Source organism: Marinomonas algicola (assembly GCF_014805825.1).
Taxonomy (GTDB): Bacteria; Pseudomonadota; Gammaproteobacteria; order Pseudomonadales; family Marinomonadaceae; genus Marinomonas; species Marinomonas algicola.
The window spans coordinates 758,487-779,197 of the sequence record NZ_CP061941.1 but is presented as its reverse complement, the minus strand read 5'-3'; the positions used below and the strand labels follow the sequence as shown (position 1 = coordinate 779,197).

Below are 20,711 nucleotides of genomic sequence, written 5' to 3'. Positions count from 1 at the left end.
TCACAAATAGTAATGTCCCTGACACACATTAGGGACATTACTGTTGAACGTTACTCCGGTGTCATCTTTTACCAAGTCGTGACAAGCAAAGCATTAGATTAAAAAGGGTAATGCTGTTTTGGGTCTTCAATGGTGATCCAACGAGTATCGGTGAATTCAGCCATGCCCGCTTTGCCACCGAAACGACCATAGCCAGAGTTCCCCACACCGCCAAATGGCATGTGCGGTTCATCCGCCACTGTGGGGCCATTGATATGACAAATACCGCTTTTTATCGAGTTTGCACAAGCCAATGCACGGTTTATGTCTTGAGAAAAGACCGCGGCGGACAAGCCATATTCACTGTCGTTGGCGACGTTTATAGCTTGCTCATCCCCCTTAACGCGAATAATGGATTTCACTGGACCGAAACTTTCTTCACGGTAAATACGCATGGTTTCGTTTACACCATCCAAGAAAGTGGCGGAAAACATGGCGCCCTCGTTTTCGCCACCACACACCAGTTTAGCGCCTTTTGATACGGCGTCTTCGATTAATTGGTGCATTTTTTCAGCCGCTTCAGGATTCACTAATGAACCCAGCACAACCTGATCACGAGGATTTCCCCACGGGAGTTTCGCGGCGCGCTCAACCAGCTGAGCCACAAACTCATCGGCTATGCTGTCGTCTACAATAAGGCGCTCAGTGGACATACAAATTTGCCCTTGGTTCATAAATGCGCCAAAAATAGCCGCATTCACGGCACCTTCCACATCGGCATCAGACAAGATAACCAAGGGGGCTTTACCACCAAGCTCTAGCAAGGCGGGTTTTAGATTTTCACCTGCCAAACGACCAATAATACGGCCAACAGCGCTGGATCCAGTAAAGTTAACATGGCGAACTTCTGGCGCTTCGATTAAGGCTTTTACGATATCGGCGGCATCGCTTGGGTCGTTTGATAACAGATTAACCACACCATCAGGGAAGCCAGCTTCAAGAAAGCAATCAATAATTAAGCGATGGGTTAACGGACAAAATTCCGAGCTTTTTAAAATAACGGTATTGCCACAGGCCAGCGGTGTCGCGATAGCTCTAGCACCTAAAATCACCGGTGCATTCCAAGGCGCCATTGCTAGGCATACGCCTTTGGGTTTATTAACTGACATGGCTAATGTGCCCGGTTTATTGGACGGAATCACTTCTCCACCCACTTGAGTCGTCAAAGAGGCGGCTTCACGAATGTGGTTCGCGGCTAACATCACATTAAAGCCAGCCCAAGGCCCTGTAGCGCCCGTTTCTGTTATCATGGCGTGGACAAATTCATCGCTTTTTGCATCCATAATGTCGGCGGCTTTATTTAATAATGTTCGGCGCTCAGACGGTCCTACGTTTGCCCAATGCACGAAAGCTTGGTGTGCCGCTTTGACGGTATTATTTACATCCTCCAAAGAAGCGGCGGCGCATACCGACGCCACTTCTCTGGTAACTGGATCTAAACGGGTGTAGGTTTTTGCTTGAACGGCTTGGGCATCTTTTCCACCGATACTTAATAAGACAGTCATAATACTATTCCTTAAAGTGAAAATTTTTCGATCGTAATTGAGGCTTCTAAACCACCGTCAGTGGCAAGGTTATGGCCATTGATCCAACGTGCTGCATCAGAGCAGAGGAACAAAATAGCGGGGGCGATGTCCCCTGCGTTGCCTGCACGACCGACTCGATCTACATCTGAGTTGACTCTCTCGTCACCCAGCACTTGTCTAAATTGCGTTAGGATGGGTGTTTCAACAGGCCCAGGAGAGACGGCATTCACACGGATATGACGGGACCTAAAGGTCTCTTGATGCGCAGCCAACATAGTCCAGACCAGTAGAATTTCTTTTGATACCGGATAGCCAGCTTCATTAGGAATATCAAACTCTTGTACGACTTTTTCACTTTCTGGAAAACCGTCTAACTGAGCGATAGCACTGGCCCGTTGACTGTTTTCTCGCCAGCCAAACCCAGCAACGGAAGCCACATTCACGACACTTGCGCCAGTGCGAAGTTTCGATACCAATCCTTCTGTTAAGGCTCTCAACCCAAAAAAATTAATCGCTAGCGTGATGGCCGCACCCGCTTGACCCGATACCCCGGCCACATTGCATAATCCATCAATGTCGCTAGGTAATTGGGTAATGATCGCATCTACACCAGCTTGAGTAGAAATGTCGGCCGGAATAAAACGGCCAATAATATGTTCTGGCTGAACCTGATCAATACCAATCACTTCCGCTCCCATCTGGGCGGCAAGTTCTGCAGTGCGTCGTCCAATACCACTTGCGACACCGGTGACGACAATTGTTTTTCCGAATAATATCATTACTGACTCCTATGTTTTATTGTTATGTTCAAGGCTTACCTTTTTTGAGAGCATCCTTTTTAAAAGCGTCCTCGTTAAAAACATCCTCTTTGAATGTGCCATCCTTTAGAACATGTCCCTTCACCTGATATCCAACAGGTATCAAACAAATCCCTAAACGTGTTTCAATCAGGCCCCACAGCCCTTTTGGTAGAAAAAGAGAGCAAAACACGGCCACGGCTCCCAAGCCAACCAAATACCAAACACCCGTTGCGGCAAACCATGTCTCGACGATGAAAAACAGCAAAGCACCTAAAATGGCCCCTTCAAAACGGCCAATTCCACCCACTAACACCATGAAAATCATGTAAGCGGTCCATTGCACGGAGAAATAGGTTTTAGGTTGAAATGATGAGGCTTGTGCCAACCACAACCCCCCAGCGAGAGCCGTACCAAACGCGGCAAATATAAAGAACCACGTTTTGACAGTTTGCGCATCGATGCCGATGGAATCCGCGGCGTCTTCATTATCTCGAATCGCTTGCATAGCAATACCGGCTTTAGAACGAAGCAAATAGAAAAGCCCCACAAGTAACCCAGCCATACAAACCAAACCAACAAGATAAATCAGTATGCGTCGCACCTCGATATTGTAGGTATTAAGCGAGATCAAGGAGGTGCCCGTTTCCCCCTGAATCAAAGGATCCAGGTTAACCAATAAATGCCCTACAGACGCCAGTACCCACATACCAATTCCAAATTCCGCCGCTCTTAAATGCAACATGAATTTAGAAATCGGCCAGCTAAGCAACCCCACCAGCAAAGACGCCATAAGCAAGGCGGTAAAGGGAGGAATACCCGCATTTGCTAGACGAATAGTGGCGTAAGCGCCTAACCCAAAAAACAATTGTTGCCCAATGGAAATAAGACCACCAAAACCGGCTAAGGTATTCCACATGGCGGCCAGAATAATGTAGATAAACAACACTGTTAGACGCTCTAACACGTTCTCAGAAGCGAAAAACGGCACCATCATCAGCATAACAAACAGCAACATAGAGCTAATAAGGGTTAGCTTTGAATAGGCATTTGAGCGTTTAATTTTCATGCTTTACTACCTTTTTTGTCCCTTTTCCAAACCAGTGATGTAAGCTAAAAAACTCACGTGTCAGGTAAATTCGTGCGAATAAGAAGGCGAGGAAAATAAAGTGTCCGCCCAGTAAGAAACCTTGAGGGTGAATTAATGCGCCCACACTTTGAGCAATGGCCAATATCATGCCGCCAATAAGAACCCCCCATAAAGACCCGGCCCCACCAATTATGGTTGCTTCAAAGGCAAATAATAATTGTGGCGCGCCAGCATACGCATCAAAGGTGCCTCTTAGCCCTAATGCGGTGCCAGAAATGGCCACTGTCATCATGGCAATCGCCGCCGATAACGCCGCTATTTTCCGAGCATCAATCCCGACAAGACCGGCGGTATCAGGGTCAAACGCCGTGGCTCGAATTTGTCGACCAAGGGAAGTAAAGCGCAACATCAAATCCAGACCACCAATAACGACGATCGCCGTACCTAATATGATGACGGGTAATTTACCAATCCACAGTCCAAAGACTTCATAGGACTCCCAGCTCAAATCTCCGACAGCCGATGCTAATGAGCGTGTATTGGCGCCAAATTGTTGGAACAAAAGGTTGTCAATCACGATCGACAGCCCAAAGGTCGTTAACACAGGCAGTAACTCGCCACCTTGGGTGGCCCGTTCCAAAATCACTCTCTGTAGCAACCAACCAATCAACGCCATAATAGGCAAAATGATTAACACAGATACAAAGGGTGAAAGAGACAAGGCATCGGTGATCATCCAGACAAGATACGCACTTAAAATAGCCAAAGAACCATGCGCTAAATTGATAATGCGCATAACTTGAAACATAAAAGCCAGACCACAGGCAATAAGTGCATAATAGCCACCCAGTAAAATGGCTTGAACAAGCGTATTAATCATGAGGCCTCCTGTGCTGTACTTTTCTGTAGGCCAAAATACGCGTCTGTGATTTCATGACGATTGGTTTCGGCTGTGAGCTTGTCCAGAACAATTCGCCCCTCCAACATGCAAATAGCACGTTTAGCGAAGGCAATCGCACGGTCTAGTGCTTGCTCAACCAAAATAATGGTTGTTCCGGCTTCGCGTAGCGTTTCGATTGAGTCATACACTTGATCCACAACCAGCGGAGATAAGCCCAAGCTGACTTCGTCTAAAATCAACATGTCAGGATTCGACATTAAGGCACGCCCAATTGCGGTGGCTTGCTGCTCTCCTCCAGATAAGCTACCGGCTTTGGCATGTCGACGCTTAACTAGATTTGGAAAGGTCTCAAACACTCGATCTATGTTCCAATCCCCTTGTCGATTACTGGTTTTTCCTAATAATAAATTTTCTTCAATGGTCATTTCTGAGAACAGTCGACGACCTTCTGGCACCAGAGATAAACCTTGCTGAACTCGGTCACACGAAGGACTGTGGGTAATGCGGCTGTCTTTAAATGACAATTCGCCAGAATAGATAGGTAAAGCGCCAGCAATGGCTCGTAACAAGGTGGATTTTCCTGCACCATTCGCACCTATCAAAGCAATAATCTCCCCTTGCTTTACGTCTAAAGAGAGGTCTCGCACGGCTCTGAACTGTCCATAACGTACATCTAAATGCTTAGCTGATAGCATCGGCGGTTCCTCCCATGTAAGCACTGATCACTGTGGGATCAGACATCACCTCTTGCGGATTGCCCTGTGCAATAATTTGCCCGCTGTCCATGCAAATAAGACTTTTCACCACACGTAGCAAAATATGCACTATATGCTCAATCCAAATAATCCCAATTCCCCGCTCACGTAAAGTCAATATGGTTTCCACCAGCTCTAATGCTTCCGCCTCTGTGAGGCCGCCGCCAATTTCATCGAGAAACAAAAGCGTCGGTTGGGTTGCTAAAGCACGGGCCAGTTCCAAACGTTTTCTATCTAAAAGACCGATACTGTCGGCTTCTCGATTTGCGAGATGCAACATGCCACACAGTTTGATCGACTCTAAAGCGATATCATAAGCCTCTTCACTATTATTGGTCGCCGCATGAATCGCCGACACAAAGACGTTTTCAAACACCGTTATGCCAGAAAAAGGTTTCGGTATTTGATGCGTTCTCACCAAGCCTTGTCTGACACGTTGACGAGCTGGCCTATGAGTGATGTCTTCATTATTTAGTAGGATTGTTCCTTGTGTGGCAGGCTGAGCGCCTGATAACACACTCAGTAAAGTCGATTTTCCCGCCCCATTAGGTCCAACGATGCCGATAGCATCGTTGGTGTCCATGGAGAAATCGATTCCATTCAACACTTGCACGCGACCAAAAGATTTATAGATACCCGTCGCTTGTAATTGTGAATAAGACGTATTTTCCACGAGATGGCTCCTAACGGTTATACTGAAGCAGTGGGTGTGTCACAGGCACATTTGGATCCGTGACATTTTCGGTAATGACATAATCCAGTTGGTGTTTGCCTGTGCCTTTAACCCATTGCGCACCGATAATTGGTCCCGGTGAAACGTTCGGTACTGGGCCTGAAGTGAAGTCCACCTTGCCGCCGATCGTGGTGGTATTCAATGTGGCGATGGCGTCTCTGACAGCTTCACGAGAATTCGGGTCTGTCGCGCGTTTAAGTGCTTCCGTACCAGCATCTAATAAAGACAAAGTGGCGCCTAATTGTTGAGTCCATTGCTCACCAGACTCTTTTTCCCATAGGTCAGCGAGCTGTGTTCCATTTTGCCCCGTTAACGATGAGCTATACGGGAAGCTTTTATGCCAATAGGCCGCCGAGGCAATTTTAGGTCCTAACGACCCTAACACTTCAATATCGGCAGGAAATAAACCGGTTTTAGCTACTTGGATAATCTTAACTTGACGATGTAAGCCTTGTTGCGCGGATTGACGCCAAAAAGCCGCAAAATCCGGGGGAATTGGAAACGTATTAATAATTTCTACTTTTTCGGCTTTAAATGTCGCAATTTGGCTGGAGAAATCCGTCGTGCCTGTTTCATAAGCACCAGGGTCAATAACGGTATAACCGGCTTCTTTAAAACGCGGGACCAGAGCGCCACGAATCGCGTTACCATCCGCATCATTCGGATACATAACCCCGACACGTTTATTGGTTTCTAACAAATCCCATTGGGACATATAGGTTTTATAAAATTCTCCTGCCCCAAATCCGAAATGATAGGTCCACTTAAATGGGCTTGGTTCACCTGGTTTTGCACCACGACCATAATACCAAGCTTCCCATGGCATCACAGTTGATAACATGGGGACCTCAGCCGCCTCACTGGCATCGGCAACCGGGTTAATCACTTCTGGCGTTGATACCGCCAACATCAGATCCACACCTTGGTTGATCAGTTCTTTGGCTAGCTGTCCTGCACGCGCCGGATCCGATTGGCTATCACGATCAAGAATATTGACCTTATAATGCTTACCTTGAATGGTCATGCCATCGGCTAAAGCGATACGCGCTTGCTCCAAAATAAAACCATCCGTTTTACCAAAGCTCGCTAACGGCCCCGTTCTTGGGCTGATAAAACCAATATTAATGGTTCCGTCATCGGCCGCTAGCACACTAGCAGGCATGGATAAACTCCCCGCAGCAAGCACGGGAACCAACAGTTTCGTGAACCAAACTTCAGATGAATGTCGCTTATTACTTTTCATAAAAACCTCTTGTTATTTTTTTAGTTCAGGTATTTTCATCAATCTAGAGCCCTGCAGGCAAAGTGCTTGGGCTCTACATTTTTCGGTTTACGGTCACCCAACGTAACTCGGTAAACTCATCAACACAGGCATCGCCGCCAAAGCGCCCATAACCGCTTGATTTCAAACCGCCAAATGGCATAAAAGGATCGTCTTTTACCGTAGAGGAATTAATGTGGCAGATGCCAGACTCGAGCTGATTAACCAAACTCTCCGCTAACGCAATGTCATTGGTAAAGATCGCCGCGGCCAGGCCGTATTCACAGTCATTGGCCACAGTGATGGCTTCCTCAGGAGAATCAACACGGTAAATGCCGGCAATTGGGCCAAAGCATTCTTCGGAATAAATACGCATCATAGGAGTGATGTGATCAAGCAAAGTGGCGTCAATAAACTGCCCCCGGCGAGAAGTGCCAGTTAACAACGTCGCCCCTTTATCAATAGCATCTTCAATTAAAGCGGACAGTCGAGACGCAATAGAAGGACTGGCAACAGGGCCCAGTTTTATCCCTTTACGCCTTGGATCACCAGAAACAAGTTCGGCGGCTAACCCTTTTAAAATATCAATAAACTCATCCGCCACACTTTGTTCAACAATAATCCGATCTGTTGCCATGCAAATTTGCCCTTGATTCAAAAAAGCACCATAAACGGCTTCTTTGGCAGCAAGCTGTAAGTTGGCACCTTGTAAAATAATTAAGGGAGACTTGCCACCAAGCTCTAAAAGGCAACGTTTAAGGTGTTTGGCGGCCATGCCAGCAATGATTCTTCCAACTCGGGTCGAACCGGTAAAATTAACGCGTCTGACGGCTGGATTGGAAATTAAGCTAGTAATCACTTCTTCTGAGTGTTCAGAAGCATTTGTCATCACTCCTATAACCCCATCCGGTAGGCCTGCTTCATGCAGTAATTCGGCTAATAGAACATGGGTTCCAGGAGAAAACTCTGACGCTTTTAAAATAACCGTATTACCAAAAGCTAAAGGAAAAGCGACGGCTCGCAATCCAAGCACGATTGGTGCATTCCATGGCGCAATGGCTAAACAGACCCCCGCGGGTTTACGCTGAATATAAGAATCTTGTGTTTGATGTGTTTGACTTTGTAAGGATGCTTGATGAGGAGGGGTTAATTGGTTTTCAGATAAATAATGCAGCGCAAGATCCACGGCGGCATCAATCGCATCCATACCGACTTTGATATTAAAATCGACCCAGTCCTTGGTTGCGCCAATTTCTCTCAACATACACTCAGCAAAACGGTTACGGTATTTTGGCATAAGCGTCTTTGCTCGCAGCAAAATAGCCGCCCTTTCTTCTACTTGAGTAGCTGACCAATTAGGAAAGCTGGCCGTTGCAATTGAGACCATATGTTCTGCGTCTTCACGTCGACCACAAGCAACGCGCGAGGCGACCAAATCGTTGCTTGGATCTAAGCGATCAAAATAACCACCACCCAATGCTGGCTGATGCTGCCCATCAACAAACAAATTCACCTCAGGGGCGAGGCAAGAAGTTAAACTTTCATTGATCGTATTCACAATATTATGCATCCCATTAACGGTTTTACCTGATGGTATCGTCGCCAATAGCGACTAAAAAACAGACGTTACGCCGTATTTTATAAGGCTAAATAAGAATCTATTTTTGCGTCGTTTTGACAGTATTCATCACACAGAAAAACACTTTTTATTAATTATTTTTGTAAGTAAATGAGCGAGTGGAAACAGGTTAACAGTAATTTCTCTTACAGAAATGTTAATTTATGGGTTATTATTGTTAAATTATGGCTTGATGTTGCGTATTTTTAGCAGGGGTTAACAGAATGTTGACGAATATTATTGGTTCTATGGTTCGCTTTGAGGAAATTCAGCCTGGCTTACAAACACGTACTTTTAGTACTGGAAGTAGAAATTTCACTCACTTCAACTTAATTGGTGTCGTACAAAGAGGCCGTATTTCCGTACTCTATGATAACGAACAACACAGCGTTACGGAGTCTTCCATTTTTTGTATTCCACATAAAGAAAGTGCAAAAGTGTTAGTGCCGGCTGGCAGTCAGATTTGGCTAATCGGTTACAGTGATGAACTCAGCAGTTTGGTCATTGGAACGGAATTAGACAGTACAAAATTGGATATATTGATGCATCAATTGTCCATCACTCAGTGTCAAAAGGAAGACATTGATGATACTTTTCTACCCTTACTAAAACTGCTTAATCTGGAAGTTGGCTACAGTAAAAACCGTTCTCAGACCATTATTTGCTCAATTATTCGTATTTTATTAATTAACACCTATCGGCTTACAAATATCGACTCCATAAAATTAAACCACTCGCCAGATGAACTGGTCTTGCAACGCTTCAGACAGCTGGTAGAGATCGAGTTTAAGAACCGTAAACCCGTTACCTATTATTGCAATAAACTCAATGTGACCTATGACCGACTTCACGCTATTTGCCAACGCAACTTAAACAAACCGCCGCTTCAATTAATTAACAACCGTGTGCTGATTGAAGTGACTACACGCTTAAAAAGGCCTGCCGATTCCATACAAATGATTGCCAATCAATTAGGTTATAATGATGCCAGTCAATTCAGCCATTTTTTTAAAAAAGAAACGGGCGTTTCTCCTAATCAGTTTAGAAAAAATACTGTACTCAACACAGATTCACAGGGTAATAAATACGAGTTTAACTTCTCCGACTGGCCTTAATCTCTGCAAACCCTATGCTTTCCAGGCGCCGTTTTGACAGCAAATACTTTATTAGCAAACGCTTTATTAGTAACCGTCTTTCCCGATAAACTGAACGTACCGTTTTTGATCTGAAAGAATGGGTCACTGTCGACATTTATTGCCATAAAACAACAGGATGATGGCAATGGCGGAAAAAATCATAAAACCGGACGCAAAGGGAGTAATGCTGAAATGATAAAACTGACCGGCGATTACCGAAAGAAAGATGGCAATCAAACTGGATAAAGAGGAAATAACCGACGCCCCCAACCCCGCCACTTTCCCCAGCGGTTCCATGGCCATGGCATTGACATTACCAAACACCATGCCAATGCAAGAAATCATGATCATCCCCAAGGCCATAAATAATGGAAACGGTGGTACGCCTTGGTAATAAAACGCGCAGACAACCAAACAAGACGACGCTAGAAACAATACCGTCAACGCCATTAAAACACAGCGAAACATACCCACTTTTTGAACAATTTTACCGTTGGAAAAGCTTACTATCGCAATGCCACCTGCCAACATAGCAAAGTACAAGGGAAACCGATCGCCAGTGTGATAAACGTCTTGAAAAATAGACTGGGCGGTACTGATATAAAGCATCATGCCAGCAAAAATACAGCCTAATAAAACAATAAAAGGCATCACATCAGGTCTCATTAAGATGATTTTTGCGTCTGCTAGCAAGCGAGTCAGATTGAGAGGGATTTGATTTTCAAGCGCCAGAGTTTCTGGTTGACGAATGATCAGCCATATCATGGCGACCAGCGCCTGAAAAATCAAGAAAACAAAGATCCAGCGCCAATTGGCCACGGAAATAATTAGCTGGCCTAGTGATGGTGACAGCAACGGCACCAATATAAAAAATATCGATATAAAAGACATAATGCGTGCCATCGCAGAGCCTTTGTAGATATCACGAATCAAGGCTCTGGAGGCAATTTTAGGCCCTGACACGCCCAACCCTTGAACAAAACGTCCGAATAAAAAGACACTGAGAGAGGCCGCCGATAACGCAATGATGGTGCCGATGATATAAATGCTGACACCGATAACAATGCTCTTTTTCCGACCGATTGCATCGGATAAGGGGCCAAAAACCACTTCCCCAAACACCATTCCAAAAATCATAACGGAGATGATCCATTGTGTTTTTTGATAGTCATCAATGGCCAATGACTCGGCAATGTATGGAAAAGCGGGCAGCATGGAGTCCATGCTTAAGGCTGTTAGCGATATCATCAGAGCAAATAACGCAATGAACTCTTTTTCAGGTAAGTTTTCAGGTAAGTTTTCAGGCAAGTTTTCAGACAAGTTTTCAGGCCGTTTTTTAATTGACAGTTCAGAGAAACAGGTTTTAAGACGGCTAAGTAATTTAGACAACAGCATATAAATTCCTTCTAATAATAAGAAAACTTAACCCACATTTAGGGACCCTATTTATACTAAACCTCTTGATATGTTTATTTTTCCTGCTGATTGCATCGCGAAAAACTAACATGCGTTATCTTTTCCGAGACTAAAATAGTGCACACTTTTTGACTCCTTGTAAAACGACTGTTTATAAAGGCAGGTGAATCATCCAACACGTTATAAATTTATTCATGAGGATGGTTCGTGTAGCTCACGCGCCTATCTGCTTTCTATAAAACAGATAAGCGCGTGGGTAATTTGGAGCTTACGAGATACGTTTAAAGGTGTTGTCCTAGTCTACTTTTGCTTTCTCTTCAGCGGCTTGAATACTTTTTTCGATTAAAGGCGAGATGGTCAAACCTTGAACAATGATAGAAAAGATCACTACGGTGTAAGTAATGACGACCATTAAATCATGAAGATCATAGTCAAGAATGGCAATTTGTTCAGACGGAATGGCGGCGGCCATGGCTAACGCTAAGCCGCCTCGTAAACCACCCCATGTCAGAATTTTCACCGAGTGTTTGTCGTATTGACGGAAACGCTTAAAAACAAGATAAGGGCTGCCAATACTGATAAAGCGAGCAAAGAGTACAATCGGAATCATCAGTAAGCCTAAGCCAAGTATCTCCCAGGTTAGAGGAATAGTAACGATCAGCATCCCGATAATAAGGAACAAAAGTGCGTTTAAATAGCTATCGGTTGCATGCCAGAAGTCTTGCACATAACGAGTGCCATCTGGCCCTCTTCTTTTGGACGCTTTGGCGCGGGTAATATTGCCCATTAAAATACCACAGGTCACCATTGCCAATGCCCCCGAAATCCCCCAGATATTTGCTAAGGCAAACCCCGCGGATGGAATGGTTAAGGAAACCAATAAACGAATATTCATGTCACGACAGTTGATAATGACAAAATGCCCTATTACGGCAATCACAAAACCAAAAACAATACCCCCTATAGCGTCCACCAAAAAGAGCTCGGCAATGCCTTCAACGTTGGCTTCAGTACCATAAAAAGCCACAGAAAAAATGGTGGTAAATATGACTAATCCAACACCATCATTAAATAATGACTCCCCTTCTACCTGAATTGAAATGCCTTTTGGGGCATTCATTTGCTTAATAATCGCCAATACGGCAATCGGGTCAGTCGGGCTAATTAAGGCGCCGAAGAGTAAGCAATAAATAAAGTCGACCGGAAAGCCAAACAACTGAAAGGTGTAATAACTTAAAAAACCGACGATAAAAGTCGAGGTGAGCGTGGAAAATAACACCAATATGGTAATTTCCCATTTTTGTTTTTTTAGGGCATTCAAATCAATCTCTAATGCCCCAGCAAACAAAAGAAAACCCAGCATGCCTTCTAATAACAATTGATTAAAATCGATACCCGAGACAACCTGAGTAATAAACAAGGCGGTTTCATCCCCTAGCATTTTCACCGCAATGATCAATAGCAATGAGATCACCACGGACCCTGTTGTTATCGCAATCGTTGTTTGCATTTTGAGGATAAATTGATTGGTAAAAGCGATTAATACCGCTAATGCCGATAGAAAACAGATGAGATACCACGCGTTCATTGGTGTGCCTAATCGATAAGTTTTTCAGAAGGTTGATTCAATGGGGAGGCATTATAACCTTTTCCTTTATTTTAAAAAGGGATGTTTTTGTTGAAATTTTCAAAAAATTAAAAAAGGATGCTGATCGCCTGCTCACTCTATTTTTTTGAATTAATTAAATTATCCATTTATTAAATAGGATGACTATTTTAAAAACCATCCGATAAAATGAACACGTTGATTTACTTTATTTTTTATAATTTTTAAGTGTTATTTACGTTTTATTAGACGCCCGTGTCATGAGATTATTCAATCTAATGACATTTTAAAAGTAAAACACCCTTTTAGAATCATCTATTAAAAATGCCTTATTAAGAGTTTAACATGGCTTTAAGTGCCGATAGAGAGGCTTTGCCTTGCTCCTTTTTAACGGCTTCAGATTCATCACCACGTCCTTCCCATTGCAAATCTTCTTGAGGCAGCTCATCAAGGAATCGGCTCGGTAAGCAATCAATTTCTTGCCCATATTGACGACGCTTTGACGCTAAAGTAATGCACAAGGTACGTTTAGCACGGGTAATCCCCACATACGCCAAACGTCGTTCTTCTTCAATATCGTCGTTTTCAATGCTGTTTCGATGAGGCAGCAGCTCTTCTTCACAACCCAATAAAAAAACATGCGGGTATTCCAGCCCTTTGGAGGCGTGCAAGGTTAACAGTTGCACCTTGTCTTCATCTTCCTCTTCTTCTTGTCGCTCAAGCATGTCTATCAGCAACAATTTACTGATGGCTTGGTCCAACTCCGCGTTCGGGTCTTCTTCCCAGGCGCTTTCCATCATTCGCTGAATGGAATCGAGTAAAAAGCGCACGTTATCAATGCGTCTATCCGCCGCTGTTGGGGTACTGGCTTGCTCTTGTAACCAACCATAATAATCAATGTCATGAATCATTTGCTCGATTACAGGCACAGGGGAAGCGCCTTTTAAACGCGTTCTTAAATGCCGTAACCAACGCTCAAATTCTTGCAAACTACGGAGGGATTTGCCCGTTACTCTCTCTTCTAACTCGGCGAGACCACTGGCCTCAAACAAGCTCACATTGTGTTCGGTGGCAAGATTACCGACTTTTTCTAACGTGGCCGGGCCAATATCACGGCGAGGTAAGTTAATGATTCTTAAAAAGGCGTTATCATCATCCGTATTCACCAATAAACGCAGATAGCTCATCAAATCTTTAATTTCAGCACGGGCAAAAAAGGAGGTTCCGCCGTTGATTTTATAAGGGATGCGATACGCTTGCAGTTTAATTTCCAGCAGCCTAGCCTGATGATTACCACGATAAAGGACCGCAAAATCTTTATAGGGAATCTCATGTCTTAAGTGTCGCGATTGAATTTCGGCGGCAACCCGTTCCGATTCGGCTTCTTCATTACGCGTGACCATCACTCGTATCGGGTCGCCGACACCTAGGTCACTCCATAATGCTTTTTCATAAACGTGGGGGTTATTGGCAATCAAGGTATTAGCGGCTTTCAAAATGGTTTTTGTAGAACGATAATTCTGCTCTAACTTAACCAGTTTTAAATTAGGGTAGTCCCGTTGCAGTTGCTCTAGGTTTTCGGGTCGAGCGCCACGCCAAGCGTAAATGGATTGGTCATCGTCGCCCACTAAGGTGAAATTTTTCCGGTAACCGGCCAAAATGCGAATCAGCTCATATTGACTGGTATTGGTGTCTTGGCACTCATCGACCAATAAATACCTCACCTTCTTTTGCCACTTATCTCTTAACGCCTCTTGTTCTTGCAGTAATTGTACTGGCATTAAAATCAGATCATCAAAATCCACCGCATTATAGGCTTTTAGGTACCGCTGGTATTGGGTATAAACTTGTGCAGCGAGCAACAGCTCTTCTGTGTCCGCATTGGTTACCGCCTGATTGGGTGCGGTCATGTCGTTTTTCCAAGCCGATATAGTATGCTGACAATACGCCGCTTCATCGGTCTGCTGATTAAACTCCTTATCCAAGATCTCTTTTACCAGAGAGAGAGAATCTTGCGAATCAAATAAGGTAAAGCCCGATTTCAGTCCCGCTTTTAGGTATTCCTTACGTAAAATAGTTAAGCCTAGGGTATGAAATGTAGAGATCTGCAAGCCTCGGCTTTCCGCTTTGCTCAACATGCTTTGTACTCGTTCTTTCATCTCACGCGCCGCTTTATTGGTAAAAGTAACGGCGATAATGGAATTGGCTTTGAAGTGGCACGCTTGTATGAGATAGGCGATCTTAGTGGTGATTACGCTGGTTTTACCACTGCCCGCTCCGGCCAACACTAACAAAGGCCCTTCAATGCGCTTAACGGCATCCAACTGGCGTTCGTTTAAGGTTCTGAGTCGTTGCTGAATGGCTGGAGGTATCGCGTTCATACTGTTCCCAATAATAAAGAGCTAAAGATAAGGAGACAAAGCTAAAGAACAGGGATTCTACACCACTTTGTCAGTATGAACGAACGACAATTGGTCTCTTTAGGCCTCTCTTTTGCCAACCGATGTCGGAGACCGGTTTAACCCTTTGTATTTTCCTGCTTAAGATGCTTTTTCTCGTGATCTAACAACCAACGTTTACGTTCCAAGCCACCTGCGTACCCAGTTAATGAGCCGTCTTTACCGATCACTCTATGACAGGGAACCACAATGGCAATGCGATTATTGCCATTGGCGGAAGCCACCGCTCTGACGGCTTTTGGACGATCAATGATTTTCGCCTGTTGCTGATACGAGCGGGTCTCACCATAAGGAATGCCTTGTAAGCATTGCCACACGTCATTTTGGAATTCTGTGCCTGGGGTGATTAAAGGCAAACTAAATTCCATACGGCTACCCTCGAAATATTCCCCCACTTGCTGCTTCGCTTGCCTAATAAACTCGTTCTCGCCGGTAACGATGGTGGCGTTAAGGCGTTTTTGCAGATCTTTGAACTCTGTCTCCAGCATTTTTCGCTCAACAAACTCCAATAAACAGATGCCTTCATCCGTAGCGCAAACAAACATGGGCCCTAACGGGGTAGTAAAACGGCTGATTAAAATAAGCGTATTATCCATACTTTTTGTTGGTGATTTCCCAATGAGTTTTTTATAAGTATAACCAAAACCGCTTAATGAATCGTAGCCCGCTTCAAATGCCGTCTCAGTCGTTTTTTTTCCGTCTTTAAGTTCTTGAAACGCGTTATTAATGCGGTACATACGTTGGTAAGCATGAAAAGTCATACCATAATGCTTATTAAACCATCGTCTGACCAACTCTGGAGCAATCCCCGCTTTTCGCAGCTGCCAATCGGCAATTTTTTGCTTGGGATTTTCTCGCACCATTTTCATGGCCGTAAGGACCGGCTCCGGTGCTTCATTCGCGTTTTCTGTCGGTTTGCAGATTTTGCAGGGGCGATAACCCGCCGCAAGCACGTCTTTACATTCTGTGTAAAACTCCACATTTTCAATTTTTGGTTTGCGAGCTCGACACGTGGCGATGCAGAATACTGACGTAGTTTTTACTCCTACATAGAAAATACCAACATGATCGGCTTCTCGATTGACTAAGGCTTTATAATAAGAAGCGACGGTTTTACTGTCTATCACTCGCATTTTGGACGACCTAATTTTCATTTAAGCTCAATAATACGCGCTTTCGTAAAAATGCCTCAACCGAAAACTGAACAGGTATTTTTTTAATTTCACAGAATTAACCCAAGTTAATTTTTTCTGATGGCTTCTCCTCTATTCTTAGTCCTATTACTTTAATTACGAAAAAACGCAGGAGCACACCTATATGACATTATCCACGGGGTTACAAAACTATTTAAGCGATCTAAAGCTTGAAACACCGGAAGAGTTATCTCTTAATTTTGTCACTGAGCTGCAAAATAAACACATAGCGAAATACAGTTTTAACAGCTTGTCTGTTGCTTTAGGCGAAGAAATGTCGCTGGATATCAATGATCTCAGTGAAAAAATTGTCACGCGTGGATTAGGAGGCTATTGCTTTGAACATAATAAACTTACTTTTGAATTACTGCATGCATTGGGTTATGACGTTGAACTCAAGCTCGCTCGTGTGCTTTACATTTCAGAAAATGAAGATCAACGCAAAAAAGCGCCAAGAACGCACAGGGTCACCCTATTGCACCATCAAAATTCGACCTATTTAGTCGATACCGGGTTTGGTTGCTACGGGCCAAATGCCCCTTTATTACTGAATACGAATAAGCCCCAAAGGATAGGGGCAGAAATGTACCGCATTCTTTCCTTGTCTGACGAGATGCAGATCCAAACAACCGAGTACGATGTACAAATCTGGAAAAATGGGGGGTTCTTTACCTTATATCGTTTCGATTTAGCCGATTATTCAGACGCTGATTGTCAATTAGGGCATTTTTATTCACACAAATTTCCAGAAGCTGGATTTGTTAATAACTTGGTTGTCAGTTTAAAAAATGACCATCGCGTTATTGCCTTAAAAAACCATTCCTTTATGGTAAGAATGGCCGAACAAGAAACCTTTTTCAATATAACAACGTCCCTCGGCTTACACGAAAGGCTCACAATAGACTTTAAATTAAACGTCGACTTTGCCATCAGCGACCATTTATTCGACCGTTTCTTAGCGCCAACATTAGCCGAATTAACTAAGAAAGAGCAGGCTTGATGATGAACGCTTTTTTTACCCTCTTACTATGGGCTTGGTTAATGGCCTCGTCCTTTGTGGTTTCCGGGCATATGGTGAATTACGCCAGCCCAATCGCCACAACAGGGTTTCGCTTTTTATTGGCGTTAATCATGATGCTCTTGGTGCTGCTCTTTAGTTGGTATCAGGCTAAACGGCCGATTCGACAGGAATTTAAAGCGTTATTTGATTCGCCACGACACACCTTGCATTACCTATTGATTAGCGGCTCTCTCGTTGGCTTTTTTATCGGGCTTTTTATGGCGTTAGAAACAACAACCCCTTTAAACACGTCGGTTTTATATACCCTAATTCCATTAATGGGCGTCATCATTACGAAAATATGGTTACACATCTCGACACCTTGGATAAAAGTCGGTGGCTTTATGATGGGTTCAATCGGGGCAACTGGCGTTCTCTTTAGTACCCAGGTGCACAGCTTACAGGACCTTCAATCCTTCCAATGGAATCAAGGTGACCTCTTGTATATAGGCTCCTGTGTGCTACTTGCCTTTCATGTGGTATCAGTTCAAAAATGGGGAAGTCGTCTAAAGCCCTTTCCAGGGGCTTTTATGATTATGTTGTTTGGTAGTGTGTGGTTGCTGCCAATTACGTTAATTTGGGGCGAGTTAGATCAGGTCCAATGGGGAGCTTCAGGTTTTTGGGTTAATGCGCTTTATCTGACCATTTTCACGACCCTCTTCACTTTTGTTTTACAACAACGTTTAGTCAGCACAGTAGGCGCGAACCGCCTCTTGGCGTTTTCTTATACTATCCCTGTTTGGGTCGCGTTCTATACCGCTTTTGCTGAATCAAGCCTGTCCACTTTACTCAATATTGGCTTTGTTTTGGGTGTCGTTTGTTTAGGAGCATCACTGTATTTAATTTCTAGACAACGCATCCATATCAATGGATCATCCGTTAACAAGGTAAACCTAGCCAGTCCACACACTCGAAACGGAATGGCAGGTATCGTTACAGATGAGGCGAAATAGGCAAAATTGAATGGATAAGACACAATTACAGCTAAGTTTTCAAAGCTATTTCAATAATATGGGAGGTGACATCCAGTGGAATAGACTGTCCCTTCCTATGGAGATCCATTCGGTACTAAAAGGTGATTACCTGTTTCAACAAGGCGATTCTATAAAGCGCTTTTACTTCTTACATACGGGGTTAGTTCGCTATGTCAGCCTCTCTCACGAAGGCAAAGAATACACCCAAACCTTTGCCAAAGGACCGAGAATCATTGGTTCAACCCGAGCTATGGTTCATGAAACGCCCGTCTTATTTGGCATTCAAGCATTAGAAGACAGCCTTATCCTGTCCTACTCTTGGAAAGATTTTTTTCAACAGATGCGTCAAGATAAAGGTTTTTTAGAATGTTATTGCCATTTTCTTGAGCACATATTTATCATCAAAGAAGAAAAAGAAAGCGCCTTTGCCAAAGACTCGGCCGAAAAACGCTACCTCGATTTTTGTGCAGATTACCCTGAGTTAAAAGACAAATTACCACAACAGCAAATCGCCTCTTACCTCAGTATTACCCCTGTTGCGTTAAGTCGTATTAGACAAAGGTTAAAAAGAGCCTAAGCGCCTCTCACCTCACCCAGTCTATTTTCAGTCACCTTGCGCTACTGATAACCTTGTCATCACGCCTATCTGGGCTTTATGTATGTGTCGCCCGAGTATCGAGGACAAGGTTTAAACCAAAAGGTAATGGATAAACTGATTAGTTGGAGTGAAGAGCGAGGCATAACTAACCTTTACTTAGAGGTGCTCGCCAGCAACGCACCCGCAGTACGATCCTATCAAAAACAGGGCTTTGAACCCTGCATTATGGAAATGAAATTAATGACACACAAAGAATGAGGTAACCCGTAAAAAGTGTTATTTACAACTTATCTCTCCACCCTCTGGGGCTGTAATAGCGATGGATAAAGAAAGCGATGTCTCGACATTACAGTCGACTTGCCCTTCATTAACGCTACCTTCTCACACAATAATATGCGGTAAAAATCGGCTCATATCTTGAGTAATGGGGTTGTGATCTTCTCGAATCGAAATCCCAGCCGCTTCGTCATCAACTAGCCAGCTGCCGATTAGGGTGTAACTATTACCGAACTTAGGCAGCATGTGAGTCGCTTGATAAATAAAGCCTTCTTCTCCATAGGGGCCTGAGGACGCTTCCACACCTTTTTCATCGCCAATAAAGGAGATGTTTGACCCTTCACGTGAAAAAATAGGTTTTTTAACAAGCGAGTCAATACCTGCCGCAAGATGGAGCTCATCTTCAAAAAACGCGGGCAGTAAGTTAGGGTGATCCGGAAACATTTTCCATAACATAGGTAACAGGGCTTTATTCGATAAGATACTTTTCCAAGGGGGTTCAATCCAGCGGATGTTATTGCTCCCAAGTTGTTCGGAAAATGCCTCTTGGAACATAAACTCCCATGGATAGAGTTTGAACATAAAGCGGATAATTTGATCTTTGGTATCGGTAAAGTTACCTTCAACATCCCTACCAATGTCTTCTATATAAACGAATTCCGTACTTAGCCCAGCTTCGTTGGCGCAATCCTCTAGATATTGAACGGTTCCACGATCTTCTGGCGTACCTTTGCAACAGGCAAAATGCAGGACCCGGTCTGGCGTTAGGTAACAAATGTCTTTAAAACGATTAACCAACTTCTCTTGCAAGATATTAAACTGATCCGCATGGGGCAATAATACCCCAGCATCCACATTATCTTGCAGCCAAAGCCATTGCCAAAAACCGGTTTCATAAATACTTGTAGGGGTATCAGCATTATTTTCATAGAGCTTTGCATGACCCCTACCGGAATACGCAAAATCCAATCGAGAATACAGGCTTGGGTCACCATTGAGCCAGGACCGACGAATAAAATCCCATTGAGATTCTGGTAAACAGAAGCGACGCATCAAAGCATCTTCTTTAACGACCTGATCAACCACAGCCAAACACATTTGATGAACGTCTTCAGTCGGTGCCTCTAAATCGTGTTCAATTTGCTCTAATGAAAACTGATAATAGGCACTTTCATCCCAGTACTTTTCACCGTACATGGTGTGGAATTCAAAACCAAACTCTTGAGCTCGCTTTTGCCAATCAGGTCGTTCTGCAATGGGAATACGCAACATA

General features: G+C 43.9%; 18 protein-coding genes. 5 read left to right on the top strand and 13 right to left on the bottom strand.

The features are described 5' to 3' along the window. Positions 1–98: 98 nt before the first annotated feature. The 8 genes from IEZ33_RS03460 to IEZ33_RS03425 form a co-directional block, all read right to left on the bottom strand. A complete protein-coding gene (locus IEZ33_RS03460) occupies positions 99–1,544 on the bottom strand; it encodes an aldehyde dehydrogenase (RefSeq protein ID WP_191602332.1) in 1,446 nt (481 codons plus the stop codon). 11 nt (positions 1,545–1,555) lie between these two features. Continuing rightward, positions 1,556–2,344 carry a coniferyl-alcohol dehydrogenase gene (locus tag IEZ33_RS03455; RefSeq protein ID WP_206696898.1) on the bottom strand — a complete coding sequence of 263 codons (789 nt, stop codon included), beginning with the start codon at positions 2,342–2,344 and terminating at the stop codon, positions 1,556–1,558. A gap of 28 nt (positions 2,345–2,372) precedes the next feature. Then, entirely contained in the window at positions 2,373–3,431 is a 1,059-nt protein-coding gene (locus IEZ33_RS03450; RefSeq protein ID WP_191602331.1) for a branched-chain amino acid ABC transporter permease, read from the bottom strand. Beyond that, complete coding sequence (locus IEZ33_RS03445; protein WP_191602330.1) at positions 3,421–4,332, bottom strand: branched-chain amino acid ABC transporter permease; 912 nt, start codon at positions 4,330–4,332, stop codon at positions 3,421–3,423. Before IEZ33_RS03445 ends, IEZ33_RS03450 begins: the two co-directional genes overlap by 11 nt. Further along, positions 4,329–5,048, bottom strand: coding sequence for an ABC transporter ATP-binding protein (locus IEZ33_RS03440; RefSeq protein WP_191602329.1), 720 nt, complete (start codon positions 5,046–5,048; stop codon positions 4,329–4,331). Before IEZ33_RS03440 ends, IEZ33_RS03445 begins: the two co-directional genes overlap by 4 nt. Then, positions 5,035–5,781, bottom strand: a complete 747-nt coding sequence (locus IEZ33_RS03435; protein WP_191602328.1) for an ABC transporter ATP-binding protein — start codon at positions 5,779–5,781, stop codon at positions 5,035–5,037. Before IEZ33_RS03435 ends, IEZ33_RS03440 begins: the two co-directional genes overlap by 14 nt. Positions 5,782–5,791: 10 nt before the next feature. Further along, positions 5,792–7,084, bottom strand: a complete 1,293-nt coding sequence (locus IEZ33_RS03430) for an ABC transporter substrate-binding protein (protein ID WP_191602327.1) — start codon at positions 7,082–7,084, stop codon at positions 5,792–5,794. A gap of 73 nt (positions 7,085–7,157) precedes the next feature. Further along, positions 7,158–8,660 (bottom strand): aldehyde dehydrogenase, encoded by a 1,503-nt coding sequence (locus tag IEZ33_RS03425; protein ID WP_191602326.1) that lies wholly within the window; start codon positions 8,658–8,660, stop codon positions 7,158–7,160. A 284-nt stretch (positions 8,661–8,944) separates the two neighbouring features. On the opposite strand from IEZ33_RS03425, the gene IEZ33_RS03420 reads away from it, so the two are divergent. After that, positions 8,945–9,835, top strand: a complete 891-nt coding sequence (locus IEZ33_RS03420; protein ID WP_191602325.1) for a helix-turn-helix domain-containing protein — start codon at positions 8,945–8,947, stop codon at positions 9,833–9,835. Positions 9,836–9,958: 123 nt separating this feature from the next. Here the strand turns inward: IEZ33_RS03420 and IEZ33_RS03415 are convergent, their stop codons facing one another. From IEZ33_RS03415 to IEZ33_RS03400, 4 genes are all read right to left on the bottom strand, one after another. Beyond that, entirely contained in the window at positions 9,959–11,251 is a 1,293-nt protein-coding gene (locus IEZ33_RS03415) for a multidrug effflux MFS transporter (protein ID WP_191602324.1), read from the bottom strand. A 316-nt stretch (positions 11,252–11,567) separates the two neighbouring features. Further along, positions 11,568–12,860 (bottom strand): cation:proton antiporter, encoded by a 1,293-nt coding sequence (locus IEZ33_RS03410; RefSeq protein ID WP_191602323.1) that lies wholly within the window; start codon positions 12,858–12,860, stop codon positions 11,568–11,570. Between the two features lie 350 nt (positions 12,861–13,210). Further along, on the bottom strand, positions 13,211–15,259 hold the full coding sequence (rep, locus tag IEZ33_RS03405; protein WP_191602322.1) for a DNA helicase Rep: 2,049 nt from the start codon (positions 15,257–15,259) through the stop codon (positions 13,211–13,213). 137 nt (positions 15,260–15,396) lie between these two features. Next, positions 15,397–16,491 carry a bifunctional transcriptional activator/DNA repair enzyme AdaA gene (locus tag IEZ33_RS03400; RefSeq protein WP_275672793.1) on the bottom strand — a complete coding sequence of 365 codons (1,095 nt, stop codon included), beginning with the start codon at positions 16,489–16,491 and terminating at the stop codon, positions 15,397–15,399. A 163-nt stretch (positions 16,492–16,654) separates the two neighbouring features. On the opposite strand from IEZ33_RS03400, the gene IEZ33_RS03395 reads away from it, so the two are divergent. The 4 genes from IEZ33_RS03395 (at position 16,655) to IEZ33_RS20970 (ending at position 19,420) form a co-directional block, all read left to right on the top strand. Beyond that, complete coding sequence (locus tag IEZ33_RS03395) at positions 16,655–17,530, top strand: arylamine N-acetyltransferase family protein (protein ID WP_191602321.1); 876 nt, start codon at positions 16,655–16,657, stop codon at positions 17,528–17,530. Then, positions 17,530–18,543 (top strand): DMT family transporter, encoded by a 1,014-nt coding sequence (locus tag IEZ33_RS03390; RefSeq protein WP_240009619.1) that lies wholly within the window; start codon positions 17,530–17,532, stop codon positions 18,541–18,543. The genes IEZ33_RS03395 and IEZ33_RS03390 overlap by 1 nt, the downstream gene beginning before the upstream one ends. Positions 18,544–18,553: 10 nt before the next feature. Next, the gene (locus IEZ33_RS03385; RefSeq protein ID WP_191602320.1) at positions 18,554–19,141 is read left to right on the top strand and encodes a Crp/Fnr family transcriptional regulator; all 588 of its coding nucleotides are present in this window, start codon (positions 18,554–18,556) and stop codon (positions 19,139–19,141) included. Between the two features lie 69 nt (positions 19,142–19,210). Next, on the top strand, positions 19,211–19,420 hold the full coding sequence (locus IEZ33_RS20970; RefSeq protein ID WP_420844875.1) for a GNAT family N-acetyltransferase: 210 nt from the start codon (positions 19,211–19,213) through the stop codon (positions 19,418–19,420). A 123-nt stretch (positions 19,421–19,543) separates the two neighbouring features. Here IEZ33_RS20970 and IEZ33_RS03375 read toward each other — a convergent pair whose 3' ends face one another. Next, the gene (locus IEZ33_RS03375) at positions 19,544–20,710 is read right to left on the bottom strand and encodes a glutathionylspermidine synthase family protein (protein ID WP_191603517.1); all 1,167 of its coding nucleotides are present in this window, start codon (positions 20,708–20,710) and stop codon (positions 19,544–19,546) included. Between the last annotated feature and the right edge of the window lies 1 nt (position 20,711).